General features: G+C 72.3%; 21 protein-coding genes. 15 read left to right on the top strand and 6 right to left on the bottom strand.

Going from position 1 to position 22201, the window contains the following annotated elements; genetic code table 11:
- Window positions 1-240: 240 nt before the first annotated feature.
- Window positions 241-1299 carry a hypothetical protein gene (locus K6U79_06040; GenBank protein ID MCL6521922.1) on the top strand — a complete coding sequence of 353 codons (1059 nt, stop codon included), beginning with the start codon at window positions 241-243 and terminating at the stop codon, window positions 1297-1299.
- Window positions 1300-1590: 291 nt separating this feature from the next.
- Window positions 1591-2622, top strand: a complete 1032-nt coding sequence (locus K6U79_06045) for an aliphatic amidase (GenBank protein ID MCL6521923.1) — start codon at window positions 1591-1593, stop codon at window positions 2620-2622.
- A 151-nt stretch (window positions 2623-2773) separates the two neighbouring features.
- On the opposite strand, the gene K6U79_06050 is transcribed toward K6U79_06045, so the two are convergent.
- Window positions 2774-3523 (bottom strand): FadR family transcriptional regulator, encoded by a 750-nt coding sequence (locus K6U79_06050; GenBank protein ID MCL6521924.1) that lies wholly within the window; start codon window positions 3521-3523, stop codon window positions 2774-2776.
- Between the two features lie 168 nt (window positions 3524-3691).
- Here K6U79_06050 and K6U79_06055 point away from each other — a divergent pair, with 168 nt between their 5' ends.
- Genes K6U79_06055 through K6U79_06100 form a run of 10 tightly spaced genes read left to right on the top strand, consistent with a single transcriptional unit; the run spans window position 3692 to window position 15195 of the window.
- Complete coding sequence (locus tag K6U79_06055; GenBank protein MCL6521925.1) at window positions 3692-4738, top strand: alpha/beta fold hydrolase; 1047 nt, start codon at window positions 3692-3694, stop codon at window positions 4736-4738.
- 28 nt (window positions 4739-4766) lie between these two features.
- Window positions 4767-6269, top strand: a complete 1503-nt coding sequence (locus K6U79_06060; protein ID MCL6521926.1) for a sugar ABC transporter ATP-binding protein — start codon at window positions 4767-4769, stop codon at window positions 6267-6269.
- Window positions 6266-7234, top strand: a complete 969-nt coding sequence (locus K6U79_06065; GenBank protein MCL6521927.1) for an ABC transporter permease — start codon at window positions 6266-6268, stop codon at window positions 7232-7234. The genes K6U79_06060 and K6U79_06065 overlap by 4 nt, the downstream gene beginning before the upstream one ends.
- Window positions 7231-8211, top strand: coding sequence for an ABC transporter permease (locus K6U79_06070; GenBank protein ID MCL6521928.1), 981 nt, complete (start codon window positions 7231-7233; stop codon window positions 8209-8211). The genes K6U79_06065 and K6U79_06070 overlap by 4 nt, the downstream gene beginning before the upstream one ends.
- Window positions 8212-8215: 4 nt before the next feature.
- The gene (locus tag K6U79_06075; protein ID MCL6521929.1) at window positions 8216-9292 is read left to right on the top strand and encodes a TMAO reductase system protein TorT; all 1077 of its coding nucleotides are present in this window, start codon (window positions 8216-8218) and stop codon (window positions 9290-9292) included.
- A gap of 45 nt (window positions 9293-9337) precedes the next feature.
- Entirely contained in the window at window positions 9338-10003 is a 666-nt protein-coding gene (locus K6U79_06080) for a cyclase family protein (GenBank protein ID MCL6521930.1), read from the top strand.
- Window positions 10000-10905 carry a fumarylacetoacetate hydrolase family protein gene (locus K6U79_06085; protein MCL6521931.1) on the top strand — a complete coding sequence of 302 codons (906 nt, stop codon included), beginning with the start codon at window positions 10000-10002 and terminating at the stop codon, window positions 10903-10905. The genes K6U79_06080 and K6U79_06085 overlap by 4 nt, the downstream gene beginning before the upstream one ends.
- Window positions 10902-11984, top strand: coding sequence for an amidohydrolase (locus tag K6U79_06090; protein MCL6521932.1), 1083 nt, complete (start codon window positions 10902-10904; stop codon window positions 11982-11984). The genes K6U79_06085 and K6U79_06090 overlap by 4 nt, the downstream gene beginning before the upstream one ends.
- Before the next feature lie 50 nt (window positions 11985-12034).
- The gene (locus K6U79_06095) at window positions 12035-13603 is read left to right on the top strand and encodes a gamma-glutamyltransferase family protein (protein MCL6521933.1); all 1569 of its coding nucleotides are present in this window, start codon (window positions 12035-12037) and stop codon (window positions 13601-13603) included.
- 56 nt (window positions 13604-13659) lie between these two features.
- Complete coding sequence (locus tag K6U79_06100; GenBank protein ID MCL6521934.1) at window positions 13660-15195, top strand: MFS transporter; 1536 nt, start codon at window positions 13660-13662, stop codon at window positions 15193-15195.
- Window positions 15196-15446: 251 nt separating this feature from the next.
- Here the strand turns inward: K6U79_06100 and K6U79_06105 are convergent, their stop codons facing one another.
- From K6U79_06105 to K6U79_06115, 3 genes are all read right to left on the bottom strand, one after another.
- Window positions 15447-15905, bottom strand: coding sequence for a PIN domain-containing protein (locus K6U79_06105; protein MCL6521935.1), 459 nt, complete (start codon window positions 15903-15905; stop codon window positions 15447-15449).
- On the bottom strand, window positions 15902-16135 hold the full coding sequence (locus K6U79_06110; protein MCL6521936.1) for a hypothetical protein: 234 nt from the start codon (window positions 16133-16135) through the stop codon (window positions 15902-15904). Before K6U79_06110 ends, K6U79_06105 begins: the two co-directional genes overlap by 4 nt.
- Window positions 16136-16232: 97 nt before the next feature.
- Window positions 16233-18632: a cbb3-type cytochrome c oxidase subunit I gene (locus K6U79_06115; GenBank protein ID MCL6521937.1), complete on the bottom strand. Its 2400-nt coding sequence runs from the start codon at window positions 18630-18632 to the stop codon at window positions 16233-16235.
- Window positions 18633-18955: 323 nt separating this feature from the next.
- Between K6U79_06115 and K6U79_06120 the strand changes: the two genes are divergently transcribed.
- Both K6U79_06120 and K6U79_06125 read left to right on the top strand, forming a co-directional pair.
- On the top strand, window positions 18956-19762 hold the full coding sequence (locus K6U79_06120) for a hypothetical protein (GenBank protein MCL6521938.1): 807 nt from the start codon (window positions 18956-18958) through the stop codon (window positions 19760-19762).
- A 74-nt stretch (window positions 19763-19836) separates the two neighbouring features.
- Window positions 19837-20061, top strand: coding sequence for a DUF2892 domain-containing protein (locus K6U79_06125; GenBank protein MCL6521939.1), 225 nt, complete (start codon window positions 19837-19839; stop codon window positions 20059-20061).
- 334 nt (window positions 20062-20395) lie between these two features.
- Here K6U79_06125 and K6U79_06130 read toward each other — a convergent pair whose 3' ends face one another.
- Both K6U79_06130 and K6U79_06135 read right to left on the bottom strand, forming a co-directional pair.
- Window positions 20396-20584 carry a hypothetical protein gene (locus K6U79_06130; protein ID MCL6521940.1) on the bottom strand — a complete coding sequence of 63 codons (189 nt, stop codon included), beginning with the start codon at window positions 20582-20584 and terminating at the stop codon, window positions 20396-20398.
- Complete coding sequence (locus K6U79_06135) at window positions 20581-21306, bottom strand: DsbA family protein (protein ID MCL6521941.1); 726 nt, start codon at window positions 21304-21306, stop codon at window positions 20581-20583. Before K6U79_06135 ends, K6U79_06130 begins: the two co-directional genes overlap by 4 nt.
- Window positions 21307-21767: 461 nt before the next feature.
- Here K6U79_06135 and K6U79_06140 point away from each other — a divergent pair.
- A partial coding sequence (locus K6U79_06140; protein MCL6521942.1) for a transposase occupies window positions 21768-22201 on the top strand: 434 nt, incomplete at its 3' end.

A 22201-nucleotide genomic window follows, 5' to 3' on the forward strand; every position in this document is an offset into this window, starting at 1 on the left:
CAGATCACCGCCTTCCAGAGCCGGCTCGACCTGGAGCAGCAGACGCTCACCCAGCAGTTCCTCGCCATGGAGGCGGCCGTCAGCCAGTACCGCACCATCAGCGGCTGGCTCGGCTCCTTCGCCCAGACGGGCGTGGCGCCGGCCGGCGCCGGCGGGAGCGTGAGCAGCCTGGGCTGAGCTCGGCGGCCGGGCGGCCGCCGGTTCGCGGAATCCGCTTCTTCACGGGAGGGAAGGAAGAGGATGAAGAGACGCTTCCTGGCCGCGCTGGGCGCGGCGCTGGTGCTGGCCATGGTGCTGGCCGCGGGACCGCTGCCGGCCCTGGCCGACAAGGGCGGCGACGGCGAAGACGGCGCCTGGACGGGCAGCGCGACCGCCGGCGGCAGCTGGACGGGTTCGGGGTCGACGGGCGACCTCTCGCTCATCGACGCCTTCCAGCAGGCGGCGGCCGGGGCGCTCTCCCCGGCCCAGCTGGTCGACCTCTTCAAGCAGCTGGCGACCCAGGCGGGCGCCGACCGCAGGGGCTTCGCCCAGGCGCTCCGCCAGTTCATGCACGGCCATCACGGCCTGAGCGGCGTCGCCCTCCAGGCGGCGCAGCAGATGGCCTCGCGCGGCGACGGCGGCGACGCCGAACAGGTGCTGGAAGCCACGCTGGAGGAGGACGGCCAGTCGGTCGGCGGCTCCGTCTACGGCGACCAGACCGTCAGCGGCACCACCTACGCCGCCGACAACTCCGTCACCGGGGCCACCTACGCGAGCGGCGGCACCGTCTCCGGCTCGGTCTACGAGAAGGAGAAGGAGATGGAGGACGCCTTCGCCGCGCTCGGCCGGCTCTACGCCCAGCGCGAGGAGCGCGCGCTCCACGTCTTCGTCAACGGCGCCCAGCCCAGCTTCGACGTGCAGCCGGTGGTGGTGCACGGCCGCGCGCTCGTCCCCGTGCGCGCGGTGGTGGAGGCGCTGAAGGCGCAGGTGACGTGGGACGGGCAGAACAACACCGTCACGGTCCAGGCCAACGGCCACACCGTCGTCTTCACCATCGGCTCCACGACCGCCGTGGTGGACGGCCAGAGCGTCACCCTGGACGTGGCGCCGGTGATCCGGGGTGACCGGACGCTCCTGCCGCTCCGCTACCTGGCGGAGTACCTGGGCGTCCCCGTCCGCTGGCAGGCGCAGGGCAACATCGCCATCGTCGGCCTCGGCGCCGGAGGAAGCACCACCGCCACCAGCACCTCGAGCGGCGGTAGCGGCACCTCCGGCTCTACTTCGACCGGCGGCGGCACGACGGGCGGCTCGCAGCCGTAGCACCGGCGGCCGGCCGCGCCGGGGCGCGGCGGCCGGAGGTCCCGGATAGGCTGGCCAGAGAAGGGAGGGGGCGGGACCCGCGTCCGCGGGCACCCGCCCCCTCACCGCTACGCACGTCCCGTCTCCCCCACGGCCCGGCGAAGCGCGGCAACCGGTGACGCAGGTTGGCACCGGCTGGCGCCGGCTGGAGGAAGCCGCCCGCCCCGTTTCGACCGGCGGCGGGGACGGGCCCGTGCTCCAATACCGGCAGACCGCCCGCGGTCCGCGGGCGGGACGAGGGGAGGTGGAGCGATGCGGCACGGCGACATCTCGTCCAGCCGGGACGCGGTGGGCGTGGCGGTCGTCAACTACGCGATGCCGCGCCTGCACACGCGCGGCGAGGTCCTCGAGAACTGCCGCAGGATCGCGGAGACCATCGACGGCCTCAAGCTCGGCCTTCCCGGCCTCGACCTGGTCGTCTTCCCCGAGTACAGCACCCACGGCATCCTCTACGACGAGCGCGAGATGATGGAGCTGGCGGCCGAGGTCCCCGGGGAGGAGACGGAGATCTTCGCCGAGGCCTGCCGGCGGAACGGCGTCTGGGGCGTCTTCTCCCTGACGGGCGAGCGGCACGAGGAGCACCCGCGCAAGACGCCCTACAACACGCTGGTCCTCATCGACGACCGGGGCCGGATCGTGCAGCGCTACCGGAAGATCATGCCCTGGTGCCCCGTCGAGCCCTGGTACCCCGGCGGCTGCACCTACGTCTCCGAGGGGCCCAAGGGGCTCAAGGTGAGCCTGATCATCTGCGACGACGGCAACTACCCGGAGACCTGGCGCGACGCCGCCATGCGCGGCGCGGAGCTGATCGTCCGCTGCCAGGGCTACATGTACCCGGCGGCCGAGCAGCAGGTGACCATGGCGCGGGCCATGGCCTGGGCCAACAACGTCTACGTGGCCGTGGCCAACGCGGCCGGCTGGGACGGCGTCTACTCCTACTTCGGCCACTCCTCCATCATCGGCTTCGACGGGCGCGTCCTGGGCGAGTGCGGCACCACGCCCATGGAGGTCCAGTACGCCGAGCTCTCCGTCAGCCAGATCCGCGACGCGCGGCGCAACTGGCAGTCCCAGAACCACCTCTACAAGCTCCTCCACCGCGGCTACACGGCCACCCTCAAGTCCGGCGACGGCGAGGCCGGCTTCGCCGAATGCCCCTACGAGTTCTACCGGACCTGGGTGACCGACCCCGAGGCGGCCCGGCGCCAGTCCGAGGCCATCACCCGCAGCAGCCCCGGCACCGAGGAAGCGCCCATCGCCGGCATCCCCGCCACCGCCGGAGGGTAGGCCGGAGCAGGGCGCGGGGAGTCACCCGCGGCGGCAGCAGCGGGGCTCTCGGAAAGACGGCTGCACCCGCGCCGGAGCCAGGAGCGCGGGTGCAGCCGCTACGCATCCCCCGCCGGGCGCCGCCGATCCGCGGCGCTTTCGCTCCGGGCTCTCAGGAGCCATGGCTCCCGGAGCCCTCCACCACCGCCCCCTTGCTGCCTCCGGCCGTCCCGTACTGGGAGAGGATGAGCGCGCTGACGGTGTCGATGTGCCGGGCCATGGCCAGCTGGGCCTCGTCGGGCCGGTGCGCGCGGATGGCCTCGTGGATCTCGCGGTGGCCCGCCAGCGAGAGCCGCGCTCCCTCCGTCGTGCTGAGGGAGAGGGCGCGGCTGGTGCGCAGCATCTCCCATGTGGAGTCCACCACGGAGAGCAGCATGCGATTCCGCGCGGCCGTGGCGATCCTCCGGTGGAAGGCGGTATCCTCGTCGACGAAGGCCTCCCCGGCCTCGAACTTCACCTGCTGGGCGGCGATGATCCGCTCCAGCTCCTCCACGTCCTCCTCCGTGGCACGCTCGGCGGCCAGGCGAGCGATCTGCGGCTCCAGCAGCTTGCGCACCTCGATGGGCTCGACCACCTGGTCGCGCAGCGAGCCGAGCTCGGCGGCCAGGGCGGCGACCACCAGGTGGTGCGAGCGCTCGGTGGCGTAGGTGCCCTCGCCGGCGCGGACTTCCAGGAGTCCCTTGGACTTGAGGACCGTGATGGCCTGGCGGATGGTGACGCGGCTGACGCCGAAGGATTCCGCCAGTTCCCGTTCTGGGGGCAGGCGGTCGCCCGGCCGCAGCTCCGCGGTCAGCATCATCTCCTCGATCTGGTGGACGATCATCTCGTAAGCGTTATCGCGGCGTATGGGCTGGAACGGCAACGTCCACCACCCCCTTGACATCCTTCCGTCACGGTCGATAGACTCTTGGTCAACCCGGCTGCTGGTATACTCAGCATACCACCAAGCCACGCTACCACGCGGAGCGCTCGGGGTCCAGCCAGATGCTTCCAGTCCGGGCCACCTTCCTGGGGAAGCAGGTGGCGTTGCATGCAGGAAGTCGAGCAGATCCTGGGCAACTGGACCCCGCGCTTCCTGGCGGACGGCTGCGACGCCGCTGATCTGGAGCGGATCCTGGAGGAGATTCGCTCGGGCTCTCCCTGGAGCCTGGCGTGGAGCCGGATGGGCGAGCATTACGAGGGCCTCGCCGCAGAGATGGCCGCCCGGGGGTTCCCGCTCGCGCGGACCAGCTACCTGCTCCGGGCCTCCGCCTACTACCACTTCGCCCAGTTCATGATCTTCGACGACCTGGAGCTGCGCTGGCAACTCCACCGGCGATCGGTGGCCTGCATGGAGTCGGCGCTGCCCACCATGCAGCCGCCGGGGCGGAAGGTCCGCATCCCGTACGACGGGATCACGCTGCCCGCCATCCTGCGCCTGCCGCCGGGCGATCCGCCCCATCCGGCGGTCGTGCTTCTTCCCGGACTGGATTCGAGCAAGGAGGAGCTCCACGCGCTGGAGGACTGGCTGGTTCGCGCGGGTCTGGCGACGCTGAGCCTGGACGGGCCCGGCCAGGGGGAGACCCGTCGCCAGCGGCCCTGGACGCCCCACTACCACCGGGCCGTCTCCGCGGTCGTCGACTGGATCTCCCGCCAGCCCGACCTGGACGCCAGCCGCATCGGGGTTCTGGGGCGGAGCTTCGGCGGCTACCTCTCCCTGCAGGCGGCCGCTCGGGAGCCCAGGCTGCGCGCGGCCGTCGACCTGGGCGGGCCCTACGACCTCTCCTACTGGAGCCGGCTTCAGCCGCTGCTGCAGCGGGACTTCGCCTTCTTCAGCGGCGCGCGAAGCCCGGAGGAGGCCGCCGCCCTGGCGGAGCGAGTCAGCCTGGAGGAGAGCCTGAAGGAGCTGCGCCGCCCGATCCTGGTGGTCCACGGCGGCGAGGACGCCATCTTTCCGGTGGAAGACGCCGAGCGCATCGTCCGGGAGGCGCCTGCGGCGACGTTCCAGTGCTACCGCGACGGCAACCACGTCTGCGAGAACTATGCGGCCGAATATCGTCCGTTCGTCGCCGACTGGCTCCGGGCCGCGCTGGCCTGAGCCGGGCCACGTCCGGGGAGTGAATGCCGTGGCCTTCGTCGAGATTCGGGACGTGCACAAGGAGTTTGGAGGCGTGCGCGCCCTGCGCGGAGTCGATCTGGCCGTCGAGCCGGGCGAGGTGCACGTCCTGCTGGGGGAGAACGGCGCCGGCAAGTCGACGCTGATCAAGATTCTCTCGGGCGTCTATCCGCCTGATGCCGGCGAGATCCGCATCGAAGGAGAACCGGTCCGCCTGGCGACGCCGGCGGAGGCCCAGCGGCGCGGCATCCGCACCATCCACCAGGAGCTGAGCCTGATCCCGGCGTTGACCATCGGCGAGAACCTGGCGGTCTCGCGACTGCCCCACGGTCCCTTGGGCCTGCTGCGGCGCGGGGAGATCCGGGAGGCGGCCCGCCGGGCGCTGACCCAGCTGGGCGTGGAGCTGGACGTGGACAGGCCGGTGGAGCTGCTCTCCCTGGCCGAGCAACAGCTGGTGGAGATCGCCAAGGCCATCTCCCGGGAGGCGCGCCTGCTGATCATGGACGAGCCCACGGCGGCGTTGACGGCGTGGGAGAGCAGGCGGCTCTTCGACGTCATCCGGCGGCTGACCGGCCAGGGGACCAGCATCCTCTACGTCTCCCACCGGATCGAGGAGATCTCCGAGATCGGTCACCGCGTCACCGTCATCCGCGACGGGACGGTGGTGGGCCGGCACCGTGTGGGCGAGATCGGTCCGGCGGCGCTGATCCGGGAGATGGTGGGGCACGAGGTGGAGGAGCGGCGCAGCGAAGCCCGCGCCGCTGGCCGGGCGGCGGAGGCGCTGCTGGAGGTGCGGGATCTGCGCTGCGGAGCCTTGGGACCGGTCTCTTTCGAGGTGCGACGCGGCGAGATCGTGGGCGTGGCCGGGGTGCTCGGCTCCGGCACGGTGGAGCTGGCACGCTCGCTCTTCGGCGTGGCCCCGCTCCAGGGGGGTCGGCTGTCGGTGGCCGGGCGCCAGGTGCGCATCGGGAGCCCGCGGGAGGCCGTCCAGCTGGGCGTGGCCTACGTGCCGGAGAACCGGCGGCACGAGGGGCTGATCATGGGCCACAGCCTGGTCCAGAACCTGACGCTGGCGGGAATCGGACACTTCGCCCGGTTCGGCTTCCTGCGCAGCGGTTCGGAGCGGGAGCGGGCGCGCGAGCTGATCGAGGCGCTGCGCATCGTGCCCGACCGGCTGGAGGCGCCGGTGGAGGTGCTGAGCGGCGGCAACCAGCAGAAGGTGGCCATTGGGAAGTGGCTGAGCACGGCCTCGGAGATCCTGATCCTGCACGAGCCGACCCGGGGCGTGGACGTGGGCGCGCGGGCGGAGATCTACCGCCTTCTGCGCGAGCTGGCCGACCGGGGCTACGCCATCCTGATCATCTCCTCGGACTTCCGCGAGGCGGCATGGGTCTGCGACCGGATCCTGGTGCTGCGCGACGGCCGGCTGGTGGGCGAGATCCCGGGGGCCGAGGCGGACGCCGGGCTCCTCCTCGAGGTGGCCACGGGCGCGAGGGAGGTGGTCCCGGCATGAGGCCGCGCAGCGAGTGGACGGTCACCCTGCAGGGGCTGCTCCTCCTGGCCGTGCTGATGGTCGGCTTCTCCCTCCTGGAACCCCGTTTCCTCAGCGGCGGCAACCTGCTGGCCATTCTCAGCCAGAGCGCCCCGGTGGCCCTGGCCGCCTTCGGCCAGATGGCGGCCGTGGGAGCCGGCGAGGTCGACCTCTCCATGGGCGCGGTGGCGGCCATCGGCTCCATGGTGGCGGTGATGGCCGCCCACGGATACGGCAACTTGGCGGGCTGGCTCTGTGGCAGCCTGACCGGGGCCGCGGTGGGGGCGATCAACGGGCTGCTGGTGGCGCGGGTCGGCATCCCTTCCTTCGTGGCCACGGTGGGCATGCTCACGTCGGTGCAGGGCGTGGCCCTGATTCTCTCGGGCGGCGTGCCTGTGGAGTTTCCCCCGCAGGGCTTCCAGTACCTGGGGCAGGGGTTGGTGGGGCCCGTGCCCGTCTCCGCCCTGATGGTCTTCGCCGCCTTCCTGCTCCTGGACGTGCTCTTCCACAAGACCGTCTTCGGCCGGTACCTCTTCGCCGTCGGCGCCAACCGGAGAGCCGCCTACTACAGCGCCGTGCCCACGGGCAGGGTGCGCTTCCTGAGCCTGGTGCTGAGCGGGTTCCTGGCCGGTGTGGCGTCGGTGGTCCTGGCCTCGCGGGTGGTCTCGGGCCAGCCCAACATGGCGCCGGACCTGCCCTTCCAGGCGATTGCCGCGCTGGCCGTGGGGGGCGTGGCCTTGTCGGGCGGCCGGGGCACGCTGGCGCAGGCCATCGTCGGGGTCCTGGTGTTGGGCGTCCTGCAGAACGGGCTGCGCCTGGCCAACGTCTCGACCTACGTCCAGCAGATGGCGACCGGCGTCATCACGGTGGCCGCCCTCGTCTCCCGGGAGCAGCTGACCGTCCCGGTCTGGCTGCGCGTGCTGGCGAGGGAGCGTGAGGCGGCGTGAGGAGCTTCGGGCGAACCGCCTGGCTCGGCCGTTTCTTCCGGTGGAGGGCGGACCTCTTGCTTCTCCTGGCGGTGCTCCTCGCCCTCTTTTCGGGGTTGAGCGGGCAGTTCGCCAGCGGTGCCAACTTCATCAGCATCTTGAACCAGGCGGCCCCGCTGGCCGTGGCGGCCATCGGGCAGACCTTCGTGATCGCGGGCGGTGGTCTCGACATCTCCGTGGGCTCGGTGGCCGCCGCCTGCGCCATCCTGGGCTCGCTGGCCGCGGTCCGCGGCGGCGCCCCGGCGGGCATGCTCGTCTTCCTCGCGGTGGGCGTCCTCCTGGGGAGCGTCAACGGCGCGGTGGTGGCCAGGTTCCGCGTTCAACCGGTGATCGCCACCATCGCCATGATGACCTTCGCGCGCGGACTGGCCTTCGAGGTGAGCGGAGGCCAGCCCGTCTCAGGGCTGCCGGCCCTTTTCACCAGCATCGGCTGGGGCTCTTGGCTCGGGATTCCGCTGATGGTCTGGATCGCCCTCCTCCTGGTGGCCGTGGCGCACGTCGCCCTGACCTCCACCACCTTCGGAACGTATGTGCGCGCCGCGGGCAGCGCGGCTGACGCCCTCCGCCTGGGCGGCGTCCACGCGGACGGCTACCGCTGGCTGAGCTACGTGGTCTCGGGGGGCGCCGTGGCCTTCGCGGCCATTCTCTTCACCGCCCAGGCGGGCTCTGGACAGCCCAACCTGGGCGTGGGGCTGGAGTTGCAGACCATCGCGGCCTCCGTGATCGGGGGGACGTCGCTGGGAGGTGGTCGCGGTTCGGTTCTGGGTGCTGCGGGCGGCGCGCTGGTGATGACCATCCTGGCGGACGGGATGGTCATGGTGGGCGTCACGCCCTACGTTCAGCAGGTGGTCTTGGGCGTGGCCATGATTCTGGCGGTGGTCTGGGACTACGCGCTGCGCAGATGGATGCGGGAAAGGGTCGGTGAGGGGGTTGCCTGATCGGATGAGGTTCCGCGGGACCGGACCTGTAGAGAGGGAACGGGCGGGGAGTGGGCGGAGATTCCGCAGAGCGGCGCTGACCGGCCTGCTGAGCTTGGCGGTGCTGGCCAGCGCCTGCGGCGGCTCGGGCTCGGGCGGACAAGCCTCCCAGACGGGCGGAGCGACTTCGGCCGGGAGCACGGGCGGCAGCCCCAAGACCATCACCCTGGGACTGGCCATGCCGGCGATCTCGACGGCCTTCTGGGTCTCCATGGACTACGGCGTCATAGACGAGGCCAAGAAGCTGGGGGTCCAGGTGATCGCCGTGGACGCCGGCGGATTCGACCAGTCGGCCAGGCAGATCCAGCAGATCCAGACGCTCGTCCAGCGGAAGGTCGACGTCCTCCTGGTGGGCGCCACCGATTCGAAGGCCGTGGCGCCGGCGGTGGACCAGGCGGTGGCCCAGGGCATCCCCGTCATCGGACTCTCCAGCCTGCCGGCCACGGACAAGCTGGCCGTCAAGGTGGGTGCCGACCACTACGGCATGGGCGCCTTTGACGCGGAGTGCCTGGGCACGGCCCTGGGCGGCCAGGGACAGGTGGCCATCATGGCCGGTCCGCCGGGGGTGAACTGGGCGCAGGACCGCGACCAGGGCTTCAAGGAGACGCTGGCGCAGAAGTTCCCCAACATCAAGATCGTGGCCGAACAGTTCGGCCCCTCGGAACGGAACCAGGGTGTCACCCTGATGCAGGACTGGCTGCAGGCCTTCCCCAACCTGAAGGGCGTCTTCGCGGTCACGGACGACCTGGGGGCCGGCGCCGCCGACGCGCTCTCGGCGGCGGGCAAGACGGGCCAGGTGAAGATCGCCACGGCCAACCTGAGCCAGGTGGGCGAGCAGTACTTGAAGGACGGCAAGATCGCCTGCGAGGCCGCCCAGGCGGTGGTGCAGCAGGGGCGGGAGGCCGTCCGGGCGGCCGTGGCGCTGGTCCGGCACCAGCCGTACCAGAAGGTGATCAAGACTCAGGCCATCGGCGTGACGGCGGAGAATCTGGCGACCCTGGACACCAGCGTGATCTCGGCACCCGCGGGATTCCGGCCTTGAACGGCTGCCGGAGAACGGCCGACAGCGGCCACGGAGGTGGAGCCCATGCCCTACATTGACCTGAGCGTGCGCGTGGACGCGGAGACGTACGGTCCGCCTTCGACCAACGTCAAAGTGGGCGTGACGCCCAACTTCCGCGGTCCCGGCTTCTGGGTGGCCTCTTCGCTCGCCATGAGCATCCACACGGGCTCCCACATCGACGTCCCGTCCCACGTCTTCCGGGACGGCAAGACGACCGACGATCTGGGGGTGGACACCCTCTTCGGCCAGGCGGTCCGGGTCGACCTGACGCACGTGGGGGCGGAAGAGGGCGTGACGGCGGAGGATCTGGAGCGCTCCGGCGTCGCCGTCCAGCCCGGGGAGATCGTGCTGTTGAACACGGGCTGGTCGGACCGCATGTGGGGCCATTTCCCGGAGTATTTCACCCGTTCGCCCTACCTGACCGTGGAGGCGGCGCGCTGGCTGGCCGCAAGGCGACCCAGGGCGGTGGGCTTCGACTTCTTCGAGGAGTATGCGGCCCGGCTGCCTGACTTCGGCTCCGAAGACTTCGTCGTCCACAGGGAGCTCCTGGGATACGGGATCTTCCTGATGGAGCAGCTGACCAACCTGGGCAGCCTGCCCCAGCGGGTGGAATTTTTCGCGGCATTCTACAAGATCGGCGGAGTGGAAGGCGCTCCTGCACGATTCTTTGCGCGGGTGGATGTCCCGTGAGGCTGGGGCTGCTGGAGCGGAGGGACGGCAGCCAGGCGGTCTGCGCCTGGACGGAGGCGGGCGTGGTGGACCTGGAGCTGGCCCGGGAGCGCCTGGGGGCGCCGCCCGACGCCGCCACGCGGTCGCTGGCCGCCGCGGTGGAGGATGCCGACGCCGTCGAGCGGCTCGCCCGGCTGGCGCAGGCCGGTCGCGCCTGGGCCGAGCCGCCCGCGGAGGTACGCTGGCTGCCGCCGCTGGTCCGCCCGGACCGGCCCGTCTTCTGCGTCGGAAAGAACTACGCCGAGCACGTGCGGGAAGGGGCGCGCGCGGGCGAGGGCTCCGCGCTGCCCGCCGCGCCCATGTTCTTCACCAAGCTGGCCGCCACCGTGGTGGGCAACGGCCGGCCGGTGGTGGCCTGGAGTCACACGCGCGAGCTGGACTACGAGGCGGAGCTGGGGGTGGTCCTCGGCCGCGACGGGCGTGACGTGGGCGAGGACGAGGTGCCCGCAAGGATCTTCGGGTACACCCTGGTCAACGACGTGACCGCGCGGGACCTGCAGCGGCTCCACGGCCAGTGGTTCAAGGGCAAGAACCTGGAGACGTTCTGCCCGGTGGGCCCCTGGATCGTCACCGCGGACGAGGTGGGTTGGCCGGTGGAGCTGGAGCTGACCCTGCGCGTCAACGGCGAGATCCGCCAGCGGCTCCACACGCGGGAGATGATCTTCGACATCGCGCGCATCGTCGCCGACCTCTCGCGCGGGCTCACCCTGCGGGCCGGCGACCTGATCTCCACGGGGACCGGGCCCGGTTGCGCCTTCGGGATGGCCGAGCCGCGCTGGCTGCGCCCCGGCGACCGGGTGGAAGTGGAGTGCGGCGCCATCGGAACCCTGTGGAACGAGATTGTCGGGGACGCCGGGCGATGAGCGCCGCGAGCCCGGGCTCGAGCCCTCGCGGGCAGGAGCCCTTCCCCGCCGAACCGGGGCCGGCGGAGCCCAGGGAGGAGGTGCCGGGCGGGGCGGTGGACGTCCACGCGCACTTCGTGGCGCCGGCGGTCCTCCAGGAGCTGCGCAGGAACGGCCAGGCCTACGGTATCCGGGTGGAGGAAGGGGAGCGGGGTCCCGTCCTGCACTTCCCCCGCACCGCCAGCCGGCCCTTCTTCGCGGCCATGACCGACCTGGACCGGCGCCTGGAGGAGATGGACCGGCAGCGCGTCGCCTTCGCCCTGCTCTCCACCTGGGTGGACATCTTCGGCTACGACCTGGACGGGGAGGAGGCGGTCCGCTACTGCCGGCTGGTCAACAACGCCCTGGCCGAGGCGGTCCGCAGCCGGCCGGACCGCCTCGCGGCCCTGGCCACCGTCCCGGCGGCGCACCCGGCCGCCGCCCGGGAGCTGGAGCGCGCGGTCCTGCAGCTGGGCATGCGGGGCCTTTTCCTCGGGACCAACATTCTCGGCAGGAATCTGGACGACCCGCTGCTGGAGCCGCTCTGGCAGGCGGCGGAGGGGCTGGACGTCCCGGTGGTGCTCCACCCGGTCAACACCCCGGCCAGGGAGCGGCTGGCGAGCTACTACCTCGGCAACCTGATCGGCAACCCGCTGGAGACCACCGTGGCCGCCGCCTCGCTGATCCTGGGCGGCGTGCTCGACCGGTACCCGGGCCTGCGCGTGGTCCTCCTCCACGGGGGCGGGTACTTCCCCTGGGCTGTCGGCCGGCTGGACCACGGCTACCGCGTCCGGCCGGAGACCCGCGCCCGGGCGGCGCGAACGCCGGGGGAGTACGTGAAGCGCTTCCACTACGACACGGTGGTCTACGACCGGCGGATTCTCGCCGCCCTGGCCGGCGTGGTGGGCTGGGAGCGGATTCTGCTCGGCTCGGACTGCCCCTTCGACATGCAGCTGCCGGAGCCGGTGCGATTCGTGCGCGAGTCCGTGCAGGATCCCGAAGACTTCGAGCGCGTCTGCCGGAAGAACGCGGCCGCCATCTTCGGACTCGCGGGACGGTGATCGGTATGGAGGAAGCACGCTCTCCGCGCGGGGCCGAGGGGCGGCGCGGGATGGTGGTGGCGCCCCATCGCCTCGCGGCCGAGGTGGGCGCAGCCCTGCTGAGCCGGGGGGCCAACGCCGTCGAGGCCGCCGTCGCCACCGCCGCCGCCCTGGCGGTGGTCTACCCGCACATGAACGGGCTGGGGGGCGACTCCTTCTGGCTCCTGGCGGGACCGGGACAGCCTCCCCTGGGCCTCAACGCGAGCGGCCCGTCGGGCGAGCGGCTGAGCCGGGAACTGCTGGCCGCCCATGGGCTGGAGCGTATCCCGGAGCGGGGGAGTCTTGCCGCCTGTACGGTGCCGGGCACGGTGGGCGGCTGGGAGGCCTTGTACCGGTACTCGCGGCGGGCGCTGGGCGGGAGGCTCGCGTGGCGCGAGCTGCTGAGGCCGGCCATCGCCCTGGCCCGCGAGGGCTTCCCAATCTCCGAGGGCCAGGTGCGCGACACGAGGCGGCTCCTGGGCGAACTGGAGGCCCTGCCCGGGGCGGCCGAGCTCTTCGCCTCGGTCTTTGCGCCGGGCGGGCGGGTACCGGAGCCCGGCGCCTGGTGGAGGCACCCGGAGCTGGCCGCGACCCTGGAGACGGTCGCCGAGCGGGGCGCGGACGGCTTCTACAAGGGTGCCGTAGGTGCCCAGATCGTCGCGCACAGCCTCCTCACCGCCGACGACTTGGCCCGCTACCGGCCGGAGTGGGTGGAGCCGCTCCACGTGGCCTACCGCGGCCTGACGGCCGTTAACCTGCCACCCAACTCGCAGGGCGTGGTCAGCCTGGAGATCCTGGGCATCCTGGAGCGGCTTCCCGCGGCCGGCATGCGGCGCGGCCAGGCCGCCCACATCCACTGGATCGTGGAGGCCACCAAGCTGGCCTTCGGCGACCGCGACCGGTACCTGGGCGATCCCGCCCGGATGGCCATCCGGGCGGCGGAATTGCTGGCGCCGGGCCACCTGGACGGTCTGGCCGCGCGGGTACGGGCCGAGGCGGCGCTGCCGGACGCGCCGCTGAGCCGCTCGGGCCGCGGCGACACCGTCTGGTTCGGCGCGGTCGACGCCCGGGGCCTGGCGGTCTCGGGCATCCAGAGCCTCTACTACGAGTTCGGCAGCGGGGTGGTGGCCGGCCGCACCGGCGTGGTGCTGCAGAATCGGGGCGTCGCCTTCTCGCCCTCCAGCGGCCCCAACGAACTGGGACCGAGAAGGAAGCCCTTCCACACCCTCAACCCCGCCATGCTGCTGCGAGACGGGCGCCCGTACCTGGTCTACGGGACCATGGGCGGCGAGGGTCAGCCGCAGACGCAGGCCGCGGTGGCCACCCGCATCGTCGACCTGGGCATGCACCCGGCCGAGGCCGTCGCCGCACCCCGCTGGCTCTACGGGCGCACCTGGGGCGGCGACTCGCCCGGGCTGAAGCTGGAGCGCCGCTTCGACCCGGCCGTGGTCCGGGAGCTGGAGGCGCTGGGCCACGCCTGCACGCTGGTGGAGGCCTGGTCCGACCTGATGGGTCACGCCGGGGCGATCCTGGTGGAGGGGGAGAGGCTCTTGGGCGGGGCGGACCCGCGAAGCGACGGCGCGGCCATCGCCTGCGACTGACCGGCGCGCGGGCGGGCGAGCCGCCGGCTCGCTTGCAGGGGTCGGCCGCCGCGCGCATGCTGGTGCTCGGAGCCCCGGGGGCTCCCGGGTACGGGTGCCCCCGGGCGCCGGGGAGGGCGATCCGTTTGGCCCGTGAGGGAAGGGCTTCGGGAGAGTCGCCGGCGACCCGCACCGGATGGGCGCTGGCGGTCATCGTCATCGGCGTGCTCATGGCGGCGGTGGACACCACCATCGTGGTGCTGGCCCTGCCCACCATCATGGCCTCGCTCCACGCCAGCCTGAGCGACGTCGTCTGGGTCATCATGGCCTACCTGCTGGTCATCACCCTGCTGGCCACCCAGGTGGGGCGGCTGGGCGACATGTTCGGCCGCGTGCGCATGTACGAGTGGGGCTTCGCCGTCTTCGTCGCCGGCTCGCTCCTCTGCGGGCTGGCGCCCAGCGCCGCCGCCCTGGTCGCCTTCCGCGTCGTCCAGGGCGTCGGCGGCGCGCTCATCTCGGCCAACAGCGGCGCCGTCATCGCCGACCTCTTCCCGCCCCGGGAGCGGGGACGAGCGTACGGCTTCACCAGCGTGGGCTGGAACCTGGGCGCCATCCTGGGCATCCTGCTGGGCGGCTTCATCACTACGTACTGGTCCTGGCAGGAAGTCTTCCTCATCAACGTCCCCATCGGCCTCTTCAGCCTGGGGATCGCGCTGGCGGTGCTGCGCGAGCGCGGCGAGCACGCCAGCCGCCGCCTCGACCCGCTGGGCATGCTCCTCCTGGGCGCCGGCCTGCTGCTCGTCCTGGTGGCCATGGTCCACCAGAGCTCGGCGGGGCCCTCGCCCGCCTCCTGGGCGGAGCTGGCGGCCGGCCTGGCGGCGCTGGCCGCCTTCGTCTGGGCGGAGGCGCGCCACCCGGCGCCCATGCTGCCGCTCGGCCTCTTCCGCCACCGGGTGCTGACCGCCTCCTTCCTGGCGGCCTTCTTCCAGGCGGTGGGCAACTTCGCCGTCCTCTTCCTGGTGATCATGTACCTGCAGGGGATCCGGCAGCTCTCGCCCTTCGCCGCCTCGCTGCTGCTGGTGCCGGGCTACCTGGTGGGCGGCCTGCTCGGCCCGTGGACGGGCCGCCTGGCGGACCGGCTGGGCGCGGCGCTGCCGGCGACGGCGGGGCTGGCGGTGCAGGCGCTGGCGCTCTTCCTGTACGCCCATCTGGGCCCGGCGACGCCGCTGGGCTGGGTGGTGGCGGCCAGCGTCGTCAACGGCATCGGCAACGCCGGCTTCTTCCCGGCCAACAACTCGGCGGTGATGAAGGCGGCGCCGCCGGGCGCCTACGGCATCGCCTCGGGCATGCTGCGCACCTTCGCCAACGTGGGCATGGTCCTCTCCTTCGCCACGGCGATGATGGTGGCGGCGAGCCAGATCCCGCGCAACTTGGCCTTCGCCGTCTTCGTGGGCACCACCACGCTGCACGGGAGCGCCGTCCAGGCCTTCGGGCGGGGCATCGACGCCGCCTTCTACGCGGCCATCGCGCTGATGGCGGTGGCGGCCGCCTTCTCGCTGCTGCGCGCCGCGCCGGGCGAGGCGCCGCGGGCGGAGGGCGCCGTGGCGCGCTAGGCCCGAGCGCAAGCGGCGCCGGCGGGCCGGGGCGCCGGGCGAGGCGCCGAGGGCGGGGCGCGGTGGGGGTCCCGGAAGGCACTTCCGCGGATGCCATTATGGTGGCATTTCCGCCATCATGATGTTAGGCATCATCGGAGTGCCAGCCTCTCCGGCCGCCCGGGAGGGCGGAGGGAGGGCGGCGCCGTTTTCGCCCGCCCATGCGGGTCCGGGAGTTCCCCGGAAAGCCCGAGCAGCTGGCGGATTTGACGTCATGATGGCATCCGCCGGCGCGGCTTCCACCACGGCCAGGGACCGCCCTCGGACGCCGGCAGCGGGGCCACGGAGACGCCCGCCGCCGCGCCCAGAGCCTTGTCGAAGGTGAAGGCGGCCTGGCAGTGGCGCAGGCGGATCACCTCCACGCTGATCCGGTCGACCAGGCTCTCGCCCGGCCGGGGCGCCGCGAGCCAGGCCGCCATGGCGCGCTGGTGAAGCACCTCGTCCACCCAGAAGAGAAGGACCTGGGGGAGGATGGCTTCCTGGAGCGCCGCGACCGCCTCCGTGCCGAGACGCCGTTGCACCTGCGTGACGGTCTCCAGCAGGACGTAGTTGTGGGTGAGGAAGGTCTGCCCCCCGGAGAGGATCTGCTTCCAGGTGACCCGCGCCGGCCAGTGGTTGGGGTCGTCCCGGTCGAGGAGGGCGTAGAGGGCGGAGGTGTCGATGAAGATCACGGCCGGCTGCTCCCGCCGTCGCGGGGTGGAAGAAGCCGGCGTCGCGAGGAGAACTTGCCCATCACGGCGTCCGCGCGGGCCATCATGCGCGGCCGGTCGGGCATGGTCCGGAGGAGGTAGTACTGGACCGCGTCGCGGACGACCTGCGCCATGGAGACCTGCCGGAAGGAGGCCGCCTGGCGCACGCCCTCCAGTTGCTCCGGCGTCAGCTGGACCTGGATCCGGATCAAGGGCGCTCACCAGGAAAAATATACCACCATGACGGCGGTTCCGCCATCATGGTGGCAAGTCGTGCACCCGCTTCCGGGAGACCCCCGCGCGCCTCGTCTACCGCCCGGCCGCAGCGCCCGCGCCCGTGCCGCTCCCGCCGGCCGCGCCGGCCGCCGCCGCCGCGCCGCGCTCCGCCGCCTCCGGCCAGGCTTCCTCGCGAAGCGAGACCGCGCGCAGGTGGAAGAGCGCCCGCACCGTGAAGATCAGGAACGGCACCACGCCCAGCGCGATGAAGACCGTGTCCGGCACGATGCGCAGCCAGAGGAGCGCGTGCACCAGCGGCTCCTGGTAGAAGGCCAGCGACCGCGCCGCGAAGAAGCCGCTCCGGAACGCCTCCGCCAGCTGCAGGAAGCCCACCGGCAGGAGCGTCATCACGATCATCCCCACCAGCCCCGCGTTCAGCCCCCAGAACGAGAGCCGCAGCAGCCGCTCGTGGCGCGCCCAGGCGGCCGGCTCGACGACGTTCCGCAGCGCGAAGAGAGCCAGCGCGACGGCGAACATGCCGTAGACGCCCATCAGCGCCCCGTGCGCGTGCGCCAGCGTCAGCCAGGAGCCGTGCTCGAAGTAGGCCACCACCGGCAGGTTGATCAGGAAGCCCAGCACCCCCGCGCCCACCAGGTTCCAGACGCCCGTCGCCACCAGGAAGCGGAAGGCGTCCGCGTAGGCGAAGCTCCGCCCGCCGCGCCGGAGCACCCGCACCTGCTCCCACGCCTCCCCGATCAGAAGCGTCAGCGGGATCACCTCGAGCGCCGAGAAGACCGCGCCCAGGCCGATCCACATCTCCGGCGCGCCGATCCAGTAGTAGTGGTGGCCGGTGCCGACGATCCCCGAGCCGAGCAGGATGGCGAACTGGAAGTAGAGCGCGCGCACCGTCGAGCGGCGCGTCGCCAGCCCCAGGTGGACCATCAGGAAGCCGATCACCGCCACCGCGAACGTCTCGAACATCCCTTCGACCCAGAGGTGGATGACCCACCAGCGCCAGTAGTCCGAGAAGGTGACGCTCACCCCCGGGTTGACCAGGAAGCCGAAGACGTAGAAGGCCGGGATGGTGACCGCCGTGTAGAAGAGGAGGTGCGTCAGCCCGCCCCGGTCCGACTCCGCCCGGAGCGCCGGCCGGAGCGCGCGGTAGACGATGGCGAGCCAGATCAGCATGCCGGCGAAGAGGAGGATCTGCCAGAGCCGCCCCAGCTCGAGGTAGTTCCAGCCCTGGTTGCCCAGCCAGAACCAGAGCCGCCCGAAGACGTTCCGGACGCCCAGCCACTCGCCGAGGAGGCTTCCTAGCGTCACCACCACCAGGGCGCCGAAGAGGAGGTCGACCAGGAGCCCCTGCCGGCGCGGCTCCTTCCCGCCCACCAGCGGCGCGATATAGAGGCCCATGCCCAGCCAGGCCGTGGCGATCCAGAGGACGGCCAGCTGCAGGTGCCAGGTCCGCGCCACGTTGTAGGGGAACCAGGAGCCGATCTCGAGGCCGTAGAAGCGCGTCCCCTCCACGTAGGAGTGCGCCATGTAGGCGCCCATCAGCGTCTGCAGCAGAAAGAGGACGGCCACGACCGCGAAGTACTTGGCGGTCTTCCTCTGGCTCGGGGTGACCGGCACGGCGCCCGGGTCGAGCGCCGCCGCCTCCTCCGGCGCCCGCATCTGCATGCCCAGGTTCTTCGCGAAGTACCAGTAGAAGATGCCGCCGAAGGCGAGGATGAGGAGCGCCACGCTGGCCGCGCTCCACCAGAGCGCCGGCCAGGCGACGGTGTTGCCCGCCGCCGGGTCGTAGGGCCAGTTGTTGGTGTAGCTGGCGCCCGTCCCCGGCCGCTCCGCCGCGCTCACCCAGGCCGTCCAGAAGAAGAAGTCGCCCAGGTCGCGCAGGTCCGCGCTCGTGGCGCCGGCCAGCGCGTCCGCCGGCAGCGCCTGCGCCGGCCGCCCGTTCCGGAAGAGCCGCGCCGTCGCCGCCTGCACGGCCTCGAGCCCCTGCACCTCGCCCGCGCTCAGCCGGAGCGTCTTCGTCGCCGGGTCGTAGCGGTTCGTCTTCAGCTCCCGCGCCACCGCCGCGTCCACCGCCGCCCGCTCGGCGGCGTCGAGCTTGGCGTACGCTTGCCCGTAGCGCGCCTCGGCGAGGCTCGCCTGGAGGCTCGTCGCCACCCGGTGGAGCGCGTCGGCGGTGAAGTCCGGCCCGAAGTAGGAGCCCTCGCCCAGGAGCGAGCCCCAGTCCATCAGGTCGTACTTCTGGTAGACCGCCTTCCCGTGCCAGATCTCCTGCGCGGTCATCAGCACCCGCCCGTCCGGCCCCACCACCCGCTCGGGGACGGGCGCCTGGTTCTTCCAGACGCTGTAGCCGCCCGCGATCAGGACGGTGAAGGCGACCAGGAGGAGGAGCGCCACGCCGTGCTTCCAGAGGCCCGACTCGCTCCCCGCCTGGCGGGCGAGCAGCCGACCGAACCGGCCGGAGGAAGCCCTCTCGTCCATCTCCGCCTCTCCTTTCCCCCGCACGTTCCCTCGTTCCGGCGGAGCGGCGCGGCCCGCCGCCCCGTCCCTCTACCGGCACGGTAGGGGAAGGAACAGGCGCGAGACGTGAGACGGCTCACAGAACCGAAAATCCGCCCGCCGCAATCGGGCCCGCGCCCTAGCGCGAGCGGGTGTCACCCGGAGGGGCGAGACGGCGGCCCCCAGCGGCCCCGCGCCGGCCGGGACCGCCGGTGCGAGCCCGACCCCTCTGGCAGGCGCTGCCGCCCCGCCGTCGAATTCCGACCTCGTCGCGAGGAGAAGCGATCCCGGGGGAGGCGAGCGCCATGGGCGAGGAAGCGCTGCGCGAGGCGGCCGAGCGGCGCGCCGGCTTCACGCGGCGGGTGCGGGAGGGCGCGCCGCTCGCCGGCACCTTCCTCCACTTCCCGAGCCCCGAGCTGGTGGAGATGGCCGGCCTGGCCGGCTACGACTTCGTGCTCCTCGACGGCGAGCACGGCGCGCCGGGCGAGGCGGGGCTGGCGGAGCTCCTGCGCGCGGGCGACGCGGCGGGCCTACCCTGCGTCGTCCGCCTCCCCGACGGCCACCCGAAGCGGATCCTGAAGGCGCTCGACCTGGGCGCGGCCGGCATCCTGGTGCCGCAGGTGGAGAGCGCCGAAGAGGCGGCGGCCGTCGCCCGCGCCGCCCGCTTCCCGCCCGCCGGCGAGCGGAGCCTGGCGCCCGTGGTGCGCGCCTCCGGCTACTCCGCCCTCGACGCGCGCGCCTTCGTCCGCGCCGCCGAGGAGGCGGTCAGCGTCTGGGTCCAGGTGGAGACGCGCGCCGGCGTCGAGGCGGCCGAGGCCATCGCCGCCACCCCGGGCGTCGACCTCCTCTTCATCGGCCCCGTCGACCTCTCCACCGCGCTCGGCCACCCGGGCGAGCCGGACCACCCCGAGGTGGAGGCGGCCATCGACGCCGTCACGGCCGCCGCCCGCCGCGCCGGGAAGCCCGTGGGCAGCTTCGCGGTCACCCCGGAGCAGGCGGCCTTCTACCGCGCCAAGGGCGTCCGCCTCCTCGCCAGCAGCCTCACGGTCACCCTCCTCCGCGCCCTGCGCGAGGAAGCGGCCTGGCTCCAGGCTGCGCTCCGCACCGGTTAGATGCGGCGGGCGGCGCCCGCGCTCCGCGGTTCCGGCGCCGCACCGCCCCGAAAGGCATTCGGGAGGGATGGACGATGACGAAGAACGAGGGACCCGTCGACCGCGTGATCCGGGTCGTGGTGGGCCTGGCGGCCGCCTACGGGAGCTACGCCACCAGCGGCGCCGCGCGCTGGATCCTTGGCGTGGTGGCGCTCCTGGGGCTGGTGACGGGGATCACGGGGGTGTGCGGGATCTACAAGATCTTCGGGATCAATACGTGCCCGACAGGGACCGGTCGCAGGTCCGCGCGGACTCCCTGACCAACTCACGGGTGAGCCCTGAAGCCACCGCCGTCCTGAGGCTCAGCGCCCGCTCGAACATCGTGCAGACGGCTCCGGCACGCCTGTGAGCGTTCTGGGAACTGCTGCGGCCTCTCTTACCGCCCGCGGGGGAGGCGATCACGGGTGGCGGCCGGCCGCGCGGCACCAGTCGCTTGAGCGATGGAGCCGCCTGCTCCATCTCGTCAGCTTAGCGGCCAGCTGCCCAGCTGCGCCGGCTTGCCCCCCGGAGAGGCCGCATGTCTCATCGTTGTCCAGCCTCGGGCCCCAGGAGCCCCCGCGACCGGAGGCTTCTCCGAGCCGCGACGCGAGGCCGCTACCCGGCCTGGGAGCCGTCCGGGGAGAGGGGCGGGTCGAAGTTGCAGCTCCCGCTCTCCCAGTCGCAGGTCGCCCCCTCCTCTCCCACGAGGAGCAGGGGCTTGGAGGGCCGAGCCGCAGGCGTGCCCTGGCCGTCTTGACTGGTGACGGCGGCATCGGGCAGGCGATCTTCCCGGGGGCCGCTCATCTGCGCTCACCTCCCGCTTCCGGGTCGGCAGCCGCCACCGCCTGCCCCCCGTTCCGCTCCGCCAGCACCTGCTGGAAAGCGGCCTTCAGCCGGTCGTAGGGGTGGGCGCCAACCACCAGCCAGCGGCGGTCGAGCACCATGGACGGCACGCCCGTGATCCCCCAGTCGCGCGCCAGCGCCAAGTCGACCTCCAGCCGGCGACGGGCCTCGTCGCTCTCCATGGCGCGGGTGAAGGCGCCACGGTCGAAACCGGCCTCCTCCGCGCAGGCGAGGAGCACCTCCCGGTCGTTGATGTCCAGGCACTCCGTTAGGTGCGCCCGCTGGACGCGGGCGAAGTACCGCCGGTGACCCTCGTTCCCCTCGAGGATCGCCGCCGCCTGGCAGGCCAGCAGGCCCGGCGTCGAATACGGGTAGGGGAAGGCTCGCTCGGCCATCAGATCCGCGCGGATCCTGTGCTCGTCGTCGTTGGCGTTCGCCGCCCGCCAGTGGTTCAGGATCTCGCGCTTGGCCGCCTGCTGGGAGCCGAACATCCGCTCCAGGTCCGCCGCCTCGGGCGCCAGCGCGAAGGAGCGGTGCTCGATCCGCACGGCGACGCCCTCCTGCGCCAGGTCCCCGGCGAGCCGCTCCAGGCGGGGAGTGACCGCGTAACACCAGGCGCAGAGCACGTCATGGAAGAAGATCACCTCGAGCTCGAGGCCGGGGTCCACGGCTGCCACCTCCATTTCGGAGCATATCAAAACGTTGCCGACTTTCATCCTCACCACCCCGCGCCCGGGGGGCGACCCCGGTCGGCCGGCAAGGCATCTTCCGGCGTCGCCAGCTCATCCCAATGTCTGCTTGTCTACCGGGAGGGCCCCGTCGCAGCGGGGTGAGTGCGGCTGCGCGGCCGTACTTGCGCCACGCTGGCATTCTTATCGGGTCAACCCCGCGCACGCGGCAAGTGACTGCCCCGGCTGTCTCTGGCGGAGCTCTCGTACCCATGGCATGGGGGCATGGGGGAGCGGGACCGGCGAGCCCGTGCGACGGGCTGTTTCCGCCAGTATCCTTCCGGAAGGAAACCGTTCATCCCTGCTAGAAAAAGATACTAGTTACGATGAGCGCGGCCGGCCCCTGGTTCGCAGCTCGTGGGTTACGCTCGAGAAAACCCAGGCGCAGAGCCACATTACGAAAGGATCCGGCCAAGATGAAGGGTACCACACGGTTCGTCGGTCTGGATGTCTCCAAGGACACCCTTGCGGTGGCGGTGGCGGAGGAGGGGCGCGAGGGCGCCCGGTACTGGGGCACGATCGCCAACCGTCCTGAAGAGGTGCGGAAGCTGGTGCAGAAGCTCGGCCAGCCGGAAGACTTGATGGTCGCCTGCGATACCGGGCCGACCGGCTACGGACTCCACCGGCAGCTGAGCGAGATGGGAATCGTCTGCATCGTTGCCGCTCCGACGCCCATCCCCCGCCAGCCGGGCAACCGGGTCAAGACCGACCGCCGGGACGCCCTGCGCCCGGCGCAGCTCTTGCGGGCCGGGGAGCTCACCCCTGTTGGGGTTCCGGACGAGGAGGACGAGGCGCTGAGGGATCTGGTGCGGGCCAGGGAGGATGCGATCGAGGACCGGCTTCAGGCGCG

It is taken from the genome of Bacillota bacterium (genome assembly GCA_023511835.1).
Classification (GTDB): Bacteria; Bacillota; Sulfobacillia; order JAIMAT01; family JAIMAT01; genus JAIMAT01.